Here is a 14,006-nt window from a genome sequence, read left to right as displayed (position 1 = left end):
TCACTTGCCGTCGATGGTCGGCTCGCCCTGCAGCGCCGCTGCGAGGTCGTCGACGTAGCCGGGCAGGACGTACTGCAGGGACAGGACGGTCGGCGCGCTGATGGCCGAGGCCTTGGCGGCGTCGGCGTAGATCACGTAGGACCCGGCGGCGATCGGCGCCCAGCGCGACACCACGGCGTTCTCGACCGTGTAGGTCCCTTCCTCGGCGCTTCCGCCCCACGCGGCGAACAGGTCGGCGTCCACGTCGTAGAGCTGCTCGAGGCTGACGCCGGTGTACCAGTTGTCGCCCTCGGCGCTCGCGAGGAAGCTGTCCATCGCCGACGTCGAGGTGAAGCCGAGTGCTTCGGTGATGCGGACCCGCGGGTCGTACTCGAGGTAGACGCCGAGGTCCGTCCCGCCCTCGTTCAGGGTGAGGCCCCAGACGAAGCTCTTGTCGTCGAACTCGGGGTGCGCGTCGGCGAGGGAGGTGATGAGGTCCTCGGTCTCGCCGATGAGCTCCTCGGCCTTGGCCTCCTCCGACATCGCCTTCCCGACGGTGCGGGTCATGCCCTCCCAAGTGCCCGGGTTCCAGGGTCCCTCGATGTACGGGACGGTCGGGGCGATCTCGGTGAGCCGCTCGTATTCGATGTCGGTGACACCGGAGTAGAGGCTGAGGATCAGGTCGGGCTTCAACGACTTGATCGCCTCGTAGTTCGGGCCGTCGTCCGTGAAGGGGATGATCTCGGGCATCTCGCCGTACGCCTCGGAGACGTAGTCCTCGAACCAGGGCTGGTAGCCGCTCTCACCGGCTCCCCAGACCTCTTCGATGCCGACGGGGTTGGTGCCGAGGGCGGCGACGATGTCGGGCGTCATCCACCCGAGAGCCACGATCCGTTCCGGCTTCTCCGGGATGACGGTCTCACCGTGGGCGTGTTCGATGACGACGCCGTCGGTCGATGCCGTCGTCGATCCGGTGTCGCCGGTGGCGGCCGAACATCCGGCGAGGGCGAGAGCGGTGGCGATGACGGCGGCGAGGAGGGTGGATCCTCGGCGGACGTTCGGGCGCGCGAAAGCGTGCGGCATGGGGCTCCTTTGAAGAGGGGGGAGTGGGATCACCGCTGGCGATCCAGAAGTTAGGTAAGCATGTCCTAACAGAACGATCGTAGGGCGCTTCCGCGCGCGACAGTGTCGAGTATCCGACGAGTTCTGTCGCCGATCCGACACGACGATGCGTGCCCGGGTGGATCAGCGCCAGTAGAGCTGATGGGCGGGGTCCGCCTGCACCCGTTCCACGTACTCCCGCGGGGTCATGCCGAACCGGGCTCGGAAGCTCGCGGAGAAGGCGCTCGAGGACGCGTACCCGCACCGGTGCGCGGCCGCCCCGATCGGCATGCCGTCGATGATCAGCCGCGCCGCCAGCGTCATCCGGACGCCCGTCCGCCACCGGGCGAAGCTCATCCCGGTGTCGTGCTGGAAGATCCGTAGCACGGTGCGCTCGTGGAGGCCGTGCACGTCGAACAGCTCGCGCGCGCCCCGGAGGTCACCCGGGTCGGCGAGGATCGCACGGACGAGCGGACGGACACGATCGTCTGACGGCATCGGGATCTCGCCCCAGCCGTCCGCCGTCTCCGGCGCGGGCTGCTGCAGCATCTCGATGAGGACCGCCTGCGCACGGACCCGGAGGTCGGTCGGCATGTCGTTGATCCCGAGGTGCAGCAACATCTCCTGCACCGCGCGCGGGACCAGGACCTGGGTGACGGTCTCGACGGGCGCGATCAGCGAGGTGGCGGGGAGGTAGGTGTAGCACCCGGTGGAGTCGCGTTCGTGGTGCGCGGTGTGCGGCGTGTGTGCTGGGATCCAGACGCCCTGACCCGGTGCGAGGCGCCACATCGCGTTCGGGAGATGCACCCACACGGTGCCGCGGTAGCACCAGGCGAGCATGGCGTCCGGATGACGGTGCGGTGGCGAGAGCGGGCGACTCCCGGTGTCCTCGTCGGTGACGACACCGGTGCCCATCAGATACGGTTCGGCGACGGATGACGGATGCTCGGGGCTCGCGTCCCAGTCGACCTGGCTGTACGGGCTCAACGAGCGCTCGTGCCGGCGTCGCCGATCAGCGGGAGGCCGTCGTCGTCGAAGCGGACGCCTTTCGCGGCCAGCCGGCGTTCCGCCTCGTGGTGGACGACGCCGCGCTTGCGCGGATCGGCTTCGAGGAGACGGAGCAGGAGCTCGTCGGTCGCGTTCGGGTGCAGCGCGATCTCGATGCGCGCACCCCAGAAGCGGTCCTTGAGGAAGAGCTCCAACGCCGCTGGGTCGGCTGCCGGGTTGTGCGCCGCAGCGGCGCGGATCGCCTGATTGGGGTCGTACGCGAGGACGGAGAACTCCTCGAACGTGCTCGCCGATCTCGCGAGCTCGTAGCGACGTTCCTCGTCGGCGATCTGCTCCGGCGTCTTGCGTCTGGCCACGGTGGTCCCTTCGTCGCGTCGCCGTCAACCTACCTGGCTCGCACGATGTTCGACAACGGCGGCTTGCCGCGATGACCCGCAGACGGGACACTGGGGTCGCTGCATGGACGTCATGAGCGTGATCTTCGGGGGAAGGAGCAGCGATGACCGCTGCACCGGGATGGTACGAGGCGGGGACGCCGGGCAAGCTGCGCTGGTGGGATGGAACGCAGTGGACTGCTCAGGAGGCCGACGCCGCGCCACGGGTGAAGCAGCAGGCGCCGACTCCCATGGTGTCGCCGTCGCAGCTGCCGTCCGGACCGCAGCTGGGCTGGTATCCGACGAGGCCGGATCAGCTCCGATGGTGGGACGGCTCGCATTGGACGGGGCTCAGGGTCAAGAACGGGAAGCCCGGGACCGATTGGGCGACCACCGAGCAGCCGAGCTTGGCCTGGGTGTTCGGATCGGTCTTCCTCGTGCTGGCGATCGCGCAGTTCAGCCTCGGCGCGCTGTCCACCCACCTGTCGTTCAACGGATTCCCGATGCTGCTCCTGACGCTGCTCTGGTTCGGTATCGCCGCCCAGACGACGGCCGTGCGGCGGATCCCGCAGCCGGTCGGCACCCCGGTGGTCACGGACGTGGTCCGTCCGTTACCCGGTGAGCAGGACGGTCCCGGTGCCGGTTGGTACTCCGTGTCGTCTCGGGCGACGAGGTGGTGGACCGGCTCACGCTGGGCCCAGTACGTCGGAACCCAGTACGGCATCCGGCCGACGTTCCATGGAGCGCGCGCGTTCCGCACCTATCTCGTCATGTCCTGGGTCGTCCTCGGGATCGGTGTGCTCGCCTTGGCCGTCGGCGTGGTCATCCTCGTCAACAGCAGCGGCGACGGCTACGGCTTCCTCGGAGGGTTCATCGGCGGCATCGTCGTCGGTGGCGGCGTCCTGTTCGCGGTCCTCGGCGGGGTGCTCCTGATCATGTCGCGGATACAGCGCCGGCTCCTGCTCCTCCCGGAGCAGCCGCCCGGGCACTGACCGCGGCGCGGCACAAGGGGAGGACGGCCCGTCGTCCGCGGGTAGGCTCGTCAGTCGGATGCGAAGCGTCCGACCACCGATCCGAAGGGCACATGATGACCACGCAGGAACTGACCATCTCGAACTTCGAGGACACCGTGTCGGCCGAAGGCATCGTCCTGGTCGACTTCTGGGCCGAGTGGTGCGGCCCGTGCAAGGCTTTCGGCCCCGTCTTCGAGCAGTCGAGCGAGCAGCACCAGGACGTCGTGTTCACCAAGGTCGACACTGAGGCGAACCAGGAGCTCGCGAGCGGGATGCAGATCACGTCGATCCCCACGCTCATGGCGTTCCGCGACGGCGTGCTCGTCTTCTCGCAGGCCGGTGCCCTCCCCGCGCCGGCACTCGAGGACCTCATCTCGCAGGTGCGCGGTCTCGACATGTCCGAGGTGCACGCCGCCATCGCAGCGGCGAAGGCCGAGGCACAGGCCGAGTAGCCGACGTCCTGAGGAGGCGGTCAGTCTTCCTGATCGCCGGGCGGACGCGCGAACTCGAGCCGGTGGACACCGGGCTCGTCGAGCCTGATCCGCAGCCGCCCGGCCGGCGCGCCGTCCTCCAGCCGTGTCGGCAGTGCGCCGCCAGGGCCCGTGATGGCGATCGTCGAGCCGTCGTCCGGCAGCTCGACGAGCACGCCGCCAGCCGTGAGAAGCAGGGTAGCCGCGACGGGGCGATGACGGCTCCACTCGACATCCGCGACGTGTCCACCCCGGACCCGGAACCCTCGGAACCGTCCCGCCGACCACTCGGCCGGGAGGGTCGGCAGCAGCGACAGGACACCGCCGTGTCCCTGGACGAGCAACTCGACGACACCGGCCGTCCCACCCAGGTTGCCGTCGATCTGGAACACGTCGTCGAGGTCGCCCATCGGGTGCAGGTCGAGCAGCGAGGCCGATGACAGAGGACCCAGCAGCGTGTCGAGCGCCTCGGACGCGAGCCCTGGATCACGGAGTCGTGCGGCCAGGCAGAGGACCCAGGCCATGCTCCACCCGGTTCCGGCACCGCCGTTCGCGAGTCTCCGTCGCAGTGCGCGTCGGGCTGCCTCGAAGTGCTCGGGCGTGGCCGATTCGGTGATCCGGGTCCCCGGGTACAGACCGTACAGGTGGGAGAGGTGTCGGTGGCCAGGCTCGGTCGGCTCCCGCTCCTCGGCCCACTCCAGGAGCGTTCCGTCCGCGCCGACCTGCGGCAGTCGGAGGGTGGCCAGGGTGTCGCGTGCTCGAGCCAGGAGCCCGACGTCCGCGATGCCGTCGCCGACCCGCTCCGCGAGGGCGAGGTACTCGCGGAGGCACTCGTGCGCCAGCTCCTGGTCCATCGCCACGCCGGCCGTCATCGCCGCCGCGTGATCCGCGTCGACCACGAACCGGTTCTCCGGTGAGGTCGACGGACTCACGACCAGCGATCCGGCGGCATCCGTGACGACCATTCCCAGGACGAACGAGACCACTGGCTCGACGGTCTGCAGGACGGCGACGCGCGCGGCGTGATCAGCGCCACCGTCGTCCAGACGGCGGTGGAGGTGCGCGACGAGCCAGGGGAGCGCGCTCGGCCAGTTCGCCCAGTGCGCGTCGAGCGGCACGGCGTCCGTGTGCCTCCAGAGGTCGCTGTTGTGGTGGGCTGCCGCCCCGTCGAGGCCGTAGGACTCGCCGGCGGTGCGCCGCCCGGCGTCCACCAGTTCGCCGATGAACCGGGTGAGTGGCTCGACCAGGTCACCCAGGCCGGTGCTCTCCGCCGGCCAGTAGTTCATCTGGAGGTTGATGTTGGTGGTGAAGTTCGCGCTCCAGGGTGGCCTGACCTGATCGTTCCAGACTCCCTGGAGGTTCGTCGGCTCACTCCCCGGTCGGGAGCTGCCGATGAGGAGCGCCCGACCGAGGTCGAAGTAGCGCTCCGCGAGGTCGGCCGAGGCGGACGCCGACGCCGAGAGGTCCAGCTCGACGCGGTCGAAGAGCGACCGATGGTCGGCGACGTGCCGGTGGAGCAACGCTTCGCCGGATCGCTGCAACGCACGCGAGACCGTCCCCTGGGTGTGCTCCAGCAGCGTCGACGGGTCGCCCGACGGTCGTTCTTGCCACCCGCGGTGCCCGGAACGTACACCGGCGACGAGGCGGAACCCGCCCGGGATCGGTTGCACCGCGATCGTCAGCGCCCAGGCCATGCCCGTGTCGACGAGACCCTCGGCGTCCGGGACGTCGGTCGGGTACCGGACGGCCTCGTCCTCGTCACCGCCGAGATATGAGGGTCGCACGCTCGCCGGCGCACGGCCGGTCGCCGACCACCACCGGGTGTCGCCGACCGTGCGCTCCTCCGTCGTCGACGGGTGCGGCGTCGCGAACCCGACCAGCGGTTCACGGACACCGTCACCCAGCAGCTCGACGACCAGCACGTCGTCCACCGCCGACACGAACGCGTGGAGCGTGACCGCCTCGCCACCGCTCGTGGACGTCGTCTCGACGACGCCGCGCGCGAGATCGGAGGTCCGTGTCGAGCGCGAACCGCTGTCGGGCGACGCGTAGTCGATGGTGAGGCGCCCGAGCGGCTGGAAGGACTCGGTGAACGTGGTCCCGCGCAGTGCAGCCGAGCGGGCATCGGCCGCCACGGGATCGCCGTCGGCGATCGCCCGGCGCACGGACTCCAGCGGACTGGGAAGCGAGCGGCCCGCCGGCCCGTCGCCAGGACGTCGCGGACCTCCAGACCACAACGTGTCCAGGGAGAGGTCGATGCCCTCCCGTCCGGGCACACCGTCGAGCGCCGCGCCCAACGTCCCGTTCCCGATGAGGAACCGATCGACGAACCGGGTGGCCGGTCCGTCGAGTTCGATTCGATGACGCTCGACGCGCTGCTGTCGGAGGTCCATCAGTGGCCGAGTCGGAGCAGCACGGCACCGTGCGCGGGCAGGGACGTGTCGACGGCGCCGTCGACGACCGGCAACGGCCGACCACTCCACAGCTCGGTGACGGACGATCGATCGGCGCAACCGAGATCGGCCAGGTGCACCCGCAGCTCCGTGTCCCCATCGCCGAGCCAAAACACCGCGCGCCACCGGGTCTCGCCGAACTCAGCCGCCCAGACGACGAGGTCGCCGTCGCGGATGATCTCCCGGCTCCCGTCGCTGCCGAGCAGTGCGAGCACGTCCGGGTTGGTCAGGAGCGCGAGCGTGTGCGCCGGGGTGTCCGGGAGGTGGCCGCCGAAGAAGAGCGGCGACCGGCCGATGCACCAGAGGGTCATGAGCGTCCGTTGTTCGTCCAGGGTGAGGCGACTCAGCCGGTCCGAACCGACGTGGGCGCGGATGCCGATCCGCCCCAGCGGGAGCATGTCCGCATCGGCCCACGCCCCCGGACGTTGGAGGGGCGCCCAGCGGGCCAGGCGCTGGAACTGTTCGAGCACCGCCGACCAGTCGTCCCAAAGATCGTCGGAGATCCGCCACAGCTGCGCCGTCGATCGAAGGGTGTCGAGGTGCTCGGTCGAGAGTCGCTTCCCCGGGGACAGGCTGAGCACCATCGGTCGACCGGTCGCGTCGATCGCCCGCGAGATGGCCACGATCTCGGCGGTCTGGATCGGTGGGTAGAGCACGTCGTCGAGCTTGATGAGGTCGACACCCCAGTCCGCGAGCTGTGCCATGACCGAGTCGTAGTAGGCCTGGGCGCCCGGGGCGGTCATGTCGACGCCGACGTTGTCGGGGTTCCACGAGCAGACGTTGGACGGATCGGCGATCTCCCCGCAGCGGGCGGTCGAACCGAGGATCGGTAGGTCGAGGTCGACGGCCAGACGCGGCACGCCACGCATGAGGTGCACCCCGAAGCGGAGCCCGAGCGCGTGGACGCGGTCGGCGAGCGCGCGGAAGCCGCCCGACGCCGCAGACGGGAACCGGTTCGGAGCGGGTTGCGGTCGGCCCCAGGCGTCGAGCGTCGGCTGGGAGACGCGCTCGTAGTCGCCGACGCCGGGCGCCGGTTCGTACCACTGGATGTCGACGACCACCGTGTCCCAGCCGACGGGCAGCAGGTGCTCGGCCAGGAACGCGGCGTTGGCAAGTACCTCGGCCTCCGTGACGGACCCTCCGAAGCAGTCCCAGCTGTTCCAGCCCATCGGCGGGCGGTCCGCCCGCGCCCGACGTGCTGCACGCACCTCGGTGACCGCGATCTCAACCTCGCTCATGGCGCGACGACCTGAGCCGTGATCGTTGCGAACGAGTGCGGTGGGAGCGTGACGCGAAGACCCGTCGGTGTGACGTCGAGACCCGTGAGCGGTCGCGGTGACACGGCGTCGGTCTCACCGGGACGGTTGTGGGCGTCGGGCCGCGCAGCGGTGAGCAGCCGGCCGTGCGGCTCGACCACGGACCCGCCACGGACGTCGACCTCGATGACGAGTGGCGCGTCGAGGTCGACGTTCGTCAGCGAGCAATGGAGGACGCCGTCCTTGACGCTCGCCGAGGCGGAGACGGTCGGGATGCCACCCGCGTGTGCGGCGTCGGCGTCGCGGACCGGCCCGACCACGTGCGTCGGGAGGGACGTGGCGTCCTGGTGCGGGCTGTTCATCTCGAAGACGTGGAAGGTGGGCGTCCGGACCATCTCGCCGCCGTCGGGATCGGTCAGGAGCATCGCCTGCAGGACGTTGACCGTCTGCGCGATGTTGGCCATGCGCAGCCGGCCCGCGAATCGGTGGAACACGTCGAAGTGCCAGGCGGCGACCATGGCGTCGCGGATGGTGTTCTGCTGGAACAGATGCCCGGGGTGCGTGCCCGGCTCGACGTCCCACCAGGTGCCCCACTCGTCGAGCACCATGCCGAACCGTTCCTCCGGGTCGTACACGTCCATGACGGCGGCGTGCGACGACAGCAGCTGCTCGACGCCCTGTGCTGCGGTGATCGTGCTCCAGTACTCCGCAGCGTCGAACCCGGTCGCGCTGCCCTTCGCCTTCCAGCTGCCGCCGATCGTGTAGTAATGCACCGAGACGGCTTCCCAGGGGGTCGCCGAGAACGGGTGGGTGGCCACGTCGGCGACGACCTCCATCAGCGTCTTGGTCCAGGCCACGTCGAACCCGTCGGCGCCGGCGGCGACCCGGTAGAGCGGGACCTTCCCGCCGCTCTCGCAGAAGGTACCGAATTGGCGTGCCAGGTCCGCGTACGCGCCGGCGCGCAGGTTGCCACCGCATCCCCAGGGCTCGTTTCCCAGCCCCCAGAACGGGACGTCCCAGGGCTCCTCCCTGCCGTTCGCCCGACGCAACTCGGCCATCGGGGTCTCCCCGGCACCGGTCAGGTACTCGATCCAGTCGGCCATCTCCTGCACCGTGCCCGAACCGAGGTTGCCCGAGACGTAGGCGTCGGCGCCGAGGAGCTCGCACAGCTCCATGAACTCGTGGGTGCCGAACGCGTTGGTCTCGCTCGTCCCGCCCCATTGCGTGTTGACGAGTTTCGGGCGGTCCTCGCGAGGTCCGATGCCGCTCGTCCAGTGATAGCGGTCCGCGAAGCATCCGCCCGGCCAGCGGAGGTTCGGGATGCGCAGTTCGCGGAGCGCCTCCACGACGTCGAGCCGGATGCCGCCGATGTTCGGCACGGGCGAGTCCTCGCCGACCCAGAAGCCGTCGTAGATCCCGCGCCCGAGGTGTTCCGCGAAGTGGCCGTAGACGTGTCGATTGATCGTGGGGCCCGGCCGGTCGAGGTCGACGGTGACGGTCGCAGTGGAGTCCATGGGTGATGTGGTCCTGTTCTGTGCAGCGGGTCGTGGGTCAGACGGCGGTCACGAGGATCGTGATCGCGCGGTCGGGCTGGAAGGTGGGGAGGTCGAGGCCGATCACGGCGAGCTGGCCACCGCTCAGCACGGGCGCCGCCGCGAGCGTGGCCGGGTCGGCGTCGAGTGGCGGCGCATCCCGGAGCCACCGGGGGATCACCCAGCGCGGGCCGAGGGAGTCGTCCTGCGCGACGGCGAGGCGGTAGTGACCGTCCGGGCGGAGTCCGGGAAGGCGGACCCGACGACGGGAGTCGGCCGACCGCGGGGGAGTCACGAGGGTGTACAGCGCGGTGGTACCGTCCTCCGCGACGACCCCGCGCAGGGTCGGAGCGTCGTCGTCCCACTCGCCGTCGCCGACGACGCGGCCGGTGGCGATGAGTCCGCGATGACGCGTGAACACGGCGATCCATCTGGCGAGGGTCGTCCGATCCGCATCGTCGAGCTCGCGCAGGTCCCACTCCACACCGAAGTGCCCGAGCAGCGCGATCGCGCACCGGGTGTGGAGCGTGTGCGTGCGTCCGGTCGTGGCCGATCTGGCCGAGGCCACGTGCGACCCGAGCATCTCGGGCGGGACGAGGAGCCCCGTCCACCGGAGCATGCGGGCCCGCTCGATCGGGTCGTGGTTGTCGGAGGTGTGGACGCGATCGGACCGCTCGAGGATGCCGAGGTCGATGCGGCCTCCACCCGAGGCGCAGCTCTCGATCTCGAGGTGCGGGTGCCGCGATCGGAGCTCGTCGAGCAGCCGGTAGAGGGCTTCGGTCTGGTCATGCACGGCTGCCCGCCCGGTCGACGGATGCCCGGCATCGACGAGGTCGCGGTTGTGGTCCCATTTCAGGTACGCGATCCCGAGCTCGCGGACCAGTGTGTCGATGGCCTGCAGGATGTGGTCGAAGGCCGCCGGATTGCCGAGATCGAGCACGTGCTGATGTCTGACGGGCGACGGGAGCTCGTCCCTCGCCCGGAGGATCCAGTCCGGGTGCTCCCGTGCCAGGTCGGAGTCCTCGTTGATCATCTCGGGTTCGAACCACAGCCCGAGCTCCATGCCGAGTGATCGCACCCGGTCGGCGAGCGGCGCGAGACCGTCCGGCCAACGCTCGGGGTCCGGTGTCCAGTCGCCGAGGCCGCGGGTGTCGTCGTGACGTCCGCGGAACCATCCGTCGTCGAGCACGTAGCGCTCGACGCCGATGGCCGCGGCCCGGGTCGCCAACTCGGAGAGGACGTCAAGGTCGTGATCGAACAGGACCGCCTCCCAGACGTTCAGGGTGACGGGGCGCGGACGCCGAGCCGCCCGCGAGGTCGAACGCAGCCACCGGTGGTAGCGCGACGAAGCGGCATCGAGGCCGACGCCGTGGGCCCCGTACACCCATGGGGTCCGGTGGTCCTCGCCGGGGCCGAGTCGGACCTCGCCGGGCAGGAGCAGCTCGCCGCCACGGAACGCGAGGTGTCCGTCGGTGCGCTCGACGCCGATCGTGTGGTTGCCGCTCCAACCGACATGGCACAGCCAGACGTCACCGGTCCGGCTGTCGAACCCCGGTGTTCCGATCGCGGTGACCCCGGTGGCGTCGAGACCGGGACGACCGTGCCGAGACTCGCGGAGGTGCGTCCCGGTCGTGACCGGAAGCCGCTGCGGCAGCTTCTCGTTGCCCCACCGACCGGTGAAGTCGACGATCTCCCGAGCCGACGTCGGGATCGGGAGGGCCGGCACGACACCCTCGATCTCCAGGAGGTCGTCGCCCCGGTTCGTGACCGTCACGCGCGTGCGCAGCAGGCCACTCGGTGTCAGTTCGATCGCCACGAGGAGAGCGCTGCCGGTCTGGTCGTCGAGCGCGGTCACCTCGACCAGCGCGGCGCCGTACTGCCGCACCTCGCCGGCCGTGAGGGCCGCCCCGTCGACCTCGACCGAGGCAACGTCGAAGCGCGACGACCAGGCCGTCCCGGCGCGATGCGCGCGGAGACCGGGGAGACCAGGCCAGCCCGACGCGTGCTCGGGCAACAGGCTCGGTTCGTACGGCGCGTCCGAGCCGTCGACGAGGTCGCCCCGCACGGTGGCCGTGGCCGCGGCCAGCCAGTCGAGGTCGTCGGCCTCGACGGCGGCACCCCAGTGCGCGATCGTCGGGAGACGGGTCCCGTGCTGGACGAGGACGACGGAGACGCCGTCGCACTGCAGATGGACGACGCGGTGTTCGAGCGTCGCTGCGAGGTCGGACATGGTTCCTCCGAACCGGTCGGTGAGGCGTGTGTGACGGCCGGGCAGGCCGAAGGTCAGGCTGAGTCCCGGACGACGAGCGTGGTGTCGAGCCAGCGCGGAGCGGTCGTCCGGCCGGCGATGAGCTCCATGACGAGTTCCGCGGCGACCCTGCCCATCTGCTCCAGCGGCTGGCGGACCGAGGTCAGCGGTGGCTCCGCCGTGGCCGCGACGACCGTGTCGTCGAATCCGACGAGCGCGATGTCGTGCGGGACCGTGCGGCCGCTGGCCTCGAGGACGCGCATCGCTCCGACCGCCATGAGGTCGGAGCCCGCGAAGACGGCGTCGAGGTCCGGGTACCGGGAGAGCAGCCGCGCCATGGCCGACGACCCGCTCGGCATGGTGAAGTCGCCTCGGGCGACCGCGCGGGTGTCGAGGTCACGTTCGGTGAGGACGTCCCGCCAGCCTCGGACGCGGTCGCTCGAGGCGGCCATGTCGGCGGGGCCCGAGATGACGCCGATCCGCGTGCGGCCAAGCGCGATCAGGTGTTCGGCCGCGAGTCGACCGCCGGCGTAATTGTCGGAGTCGACGAAGGTGACGTCCTCCGTGTGCTCACCCATCGGGCGGCCGACGAAGACGATGGGGAGGTCCACCGAGGCGAGCGCCTGGGTGATCGTGCTGATCTCGTGCTGCAGGATCACCACCGCCCCGTCCACGTAGTGCGCCGCCAGGTAGGCGACGAGCGCGTCGAGTTGGCGCGGGTCGGCGAGGAAGAGCGCGGGCTGCTGGGCTGCCGACAGGAGCGCGGCGGTGGCGCCCTTCAGCGGTGCCGCGACGAACGATCCGGAGAACGGTTCGAGCTCGCCCGCCGCGAGGACGATCGCGACGGCGCCCGTCCTGCCTCCGGCGAGCGACCGGGCTGCGACGTTCGTGCGGTAGGCCAGTCTCGCGGCCGCTTCGCGCACTGCGACGACCATCGAGGCGTCGACCGTCGAGGCACCGGCGAGGACCCGCGATGCGGTCGCTCGGGAGACGCCGGCCTCTCGGGCGACGTCGACCAGGGTCGGTTTGCGCATCCTCGCTCCTTTGCGATCCTCCACCTGCCGGTGGTCTGGCAACGAGCATCGCAGAATCCGAGAGAGCGGTCTCCGAGTTGCGCAATATTGCCCTGGTGCCCTGGAACCCCGCTGCCTATGGTGATCACCACGCCCGAACGGTCCGGATGCTCCCCGATCCAGTCGACATCGGCGCGAGCCGGAGAGCGATCTCCGGCCGGTGACCGCAACGTAGCGCGACACCGCGGAACACGATCCCGCATAGGAGGGGGATTTCCAGTGAAATTCCGTCTTGCAGCAGCAGCAACCGTCGCCGTCATGGTCGGCGCCCTGATCACCGGTTGTTCCGGGTCCGGCGGCGGCGATGACAAGACCTTCCAGTTCTGGTCCTTCACGGGCATCAACCAGAAGGCCGATGTCGAGAAGTACAAGGAAGCGCACCCCGACATCACCGTCAAGCTCACCGAGGTCGGCAGCACGCAGGAGACCGCCCAGGCGCTCACCGCGGCGTTGGCCGGCGGCAAGGTCCCCGACCTGGTGCTCATCCAGGGGGACGACATGCCCAACTTCGTCGCGAACCCCGACAACTTCGTCGACCTGAGCACGATGGGCGCCGACGACATCTCCGGGGACTACCTGCCGTGGGTCTGGGACCAGGCGGTGGCCCAGAACGACGCCGTCATCGGGGTGCCGACCGACGTGGGCGGGATGTCGATGGCGTACCGCGCCGACCTCTTCGAGGCCGCCGGCCTGCCGTCGGAACCGGACGCGGTCGCTGCGCTCTGGCCCACCTGGGACGACTTCATCTCCGTCGGCCAGCAGTACGTCGCCGCCACCGGGAAGCCGTTCCTCGACAACGCCGGCACCTCGGTCTTCTTCCAGACCGTGAACCAGGTCGACGAGAAGTACTACACGCCCGAGGGTGAACTCGTGTACGACACGAATCCGCAGGTGAAGGAGGCGTTCGACATCTCGATCAAGGCGATCGAGGCCGGTATCACCGCGAACGTCCCCGCCTTCTCCACCGGCTGGAGCACGGGCAAGACCAACGGCGCCTTCGCCGCGATGGCAGCTCCCTCCTGGATGCTGAAGAGCATCAAGACGGACGCTCCCGACACCTCGGGCCAGTGGCGCGTGACGACGGTGCCCAAGGTCGCCGGCAACTGGGGTGGCAGCTACCTCGCCATCCCGAAGCGCGCGGCGAACCCGGAGGCGGCGTGGGCCTACATCAAGGAGATGCAGTCGCCCGAGTCGCAGCTGAAGAACTTCACCGACACCGGCGCCCTGCCCAGCACGGTCTCCGCGTACGAGTCCACGGCGATCGCCGACTACACCGACCCGTTCTTCGGCGACTCGAAGATCGGTGCCGTGCTCGGCAAGTCCTTGCAGGAGTTCAAGCCGTTCTTCAACGGTCCGGAGACGGCGACGATCGGTTCGGCGATGATCAACACCGTGACGGACGTCGAAGCCGGCAACACCCCACCGGACAAGGCCTGGGACGTCGCGATGAAGGCCGTGAAGGACGCCCTCGGCGGCTGACCCGACGACCCCGTCCACCC

Annotated in this window: 11 protein-coding genes; 3 read left to right on the top strand and 8 right to left on the bottom strand. The window is 70.0% G+C overall.

Annotation, left to right across the window (positions count from 1 at the left end; genetic code table 11):
• The 3 genes from ACZZZB_RS00435 to ACZZZB_RS00425 all read right to left on the bottom strand — a co-directional run bounded on the left by ACZZZB_RS00435 (position 1) and on the right by ACZZZB_RS00425 (position 2,444).
• A complete protein-coding gene (locus tag ACZZZB_RS00435) occupies positions 1-1,062 on the bottom strand; it encodes an ABC transporter substrate-binding protein (RefSeq protein ID WP_194644551.1) in 1,062 nt (353 codons plus the stop codon).
• Between the two features lie 162 nt (positions 1,063-1,224).
• Positions 1,225-2,067, bottom strand: a complete 843-nt coding sequence (locus ACZZZB_RS00430; protein ID WP_463528711.1) for a helix-turn-helix transcriptional regulator — start codon at positions 2,065-2,067, stop codon at positions 1,225-1,227.
• On the bottom strand, positions 2,064-2,444 hold the full coding sequence (locus tag ACZZZB_RS00425) for a hypothetical protein (RefSeq protein WP_192018005.1): 381 nt from the start codon (positions 2,442-2,444) through the stop codon (positions 2,064-2,066). Before ACZZZB_RS00425 ends, ACZZZB_RS00430 begins: the two co-directional genes overlap by 4 nt.
• Positions 2,445-2,587: 143 nt before the next feature.
• Between ACZZZB_RS00425 and ACZZZB_RS00420 the strand changes: the two genes are divergently transcribed.
• Together ACZZZB_RS00420 and trxA are read left to right on the top strand one after the other, a co-directional pair.
• Entirely contained in the window at positions 2,588-3,454 is an 867-nt protein-coding gene (locus tag ACZZZB_RS00420) for a DUF2510 domain-containing protein (protein WP_463528710.1), read from the top strand.
• 95 nt (positions 3,455-3,549) lie between these two features.
• On the top strand, positions 3,550-3,927 hold the full coding sequence (gene trxA / locus ACZZZB_RS00415; protein ID WP_056006082.1) for a thioredoxin: 378 nt from the start codon (positions 3,550-3,552) through the stop codon (positions 3,925-3,927).
• Positions 3,928-3,947: 20 nt separating this feature from the next.
• Here the strand turns inward: trxA and ACZZZB_RS00410 are convergent, their stop codons facing one another.
• Genes ACZZZB_RS00410 through ACZZZB_RS00390 form a run of 5 tightly spaced genes read right to left on the bottom strand, consistent with a single transcriptional unit; the run spans position 3,948 to position 12,468 of the window.
• On the bottom strand, positions 3,948-6,338 hold the full coding sequence (locus ACZZZB_RS00410; protein ID WP_463528709.1) for a glycosyl hydrolase family 95 catalytic domain-containing protein: 2,391 nt from the start codon (positions 6,336-6,338) through the stop codon (positions 3,948-3,950).
• Positions 6,338-7,636: a glycoside hydrolase family 27 protein gene (locus ACZZZB_RS00405; RefSeq protein ID WP_463528708.1), complete on the bottom strand. Its 1,299-nt coding sequence runs from the start codon at positions 7,634-7,636 to the stop codon at positions 6,338-6,340. Before ACZZZB_RS00405 ends, ACZZZB_RS00410 begins: the two co-directional genes overlap by 1 nt.
• Positions 7,633-9,168, bottom strand: a complete 1,536-nt coding sequence (locus ACZZZB_RS00400; protein WP_191941053.1) for an alpha-N-arabinofuranosidase — start codon at positions 9,166-9,168, stop codon at positions 7,633-7,635. Before ACZZZB_RS00400 ends, ACZZZB_RS00405 begins: the two co-directional genes overlap by 4 nt.
• A 37-nt stretch (positions 9,169-9,205) precedes the next feature.
• Positions 9,206-11,416 (bottom strand): alpha-galactosidase, encoded by a 2,211-nt coding sequence (locus ACZZZB_RS00395; RefSeq protein WP_463528707.1) that lies wholly within the window; start codon positions 11,414-11,416, stop codon positions 9,206-9,208.
• 53 nt (positions 11,417-11,469) lie between these two features.
• On the bottom strand, positions 11,470-12,468 hold the full coding sequence (locus ACZZZB_RS00390) for a LacI family DNA-binding transcriptional regulator (protein ID WP_463528706.1): 999 nt from the start codon (positions 12,466-12,468) through the stop codon (positions 11,470-11,472).
• 258 nt (positions 12,469-12,726) lie between these two features.
• Between ACZZZB_RS00390 and ACZZZB_RS00385 the strand changes: the two genes are divergently transcribed.
• The gene (locus tag ACZZZB_RS00385; RefSeq protein WP_463528705.1) at positions 12,727-13,986 is read left to right on the top strand and encodes an ABC transporter substrate-binding protein; all 1,260 of its coding nucleotides are present in this window, start codon (positions 12,727-12,729) and stop codon (positions 13,984-13,986) included.
• Positions 13,987-14,006 lie beyond the last annotated feature (20 nt).

This window comes from Plantibacter sp. AC185, from assembly GCF_979258065.1.
Note: the sequence above shows the minus strand (reverse complement) of the source record. Positions and strands in the feature narration are given on the sequence as shown.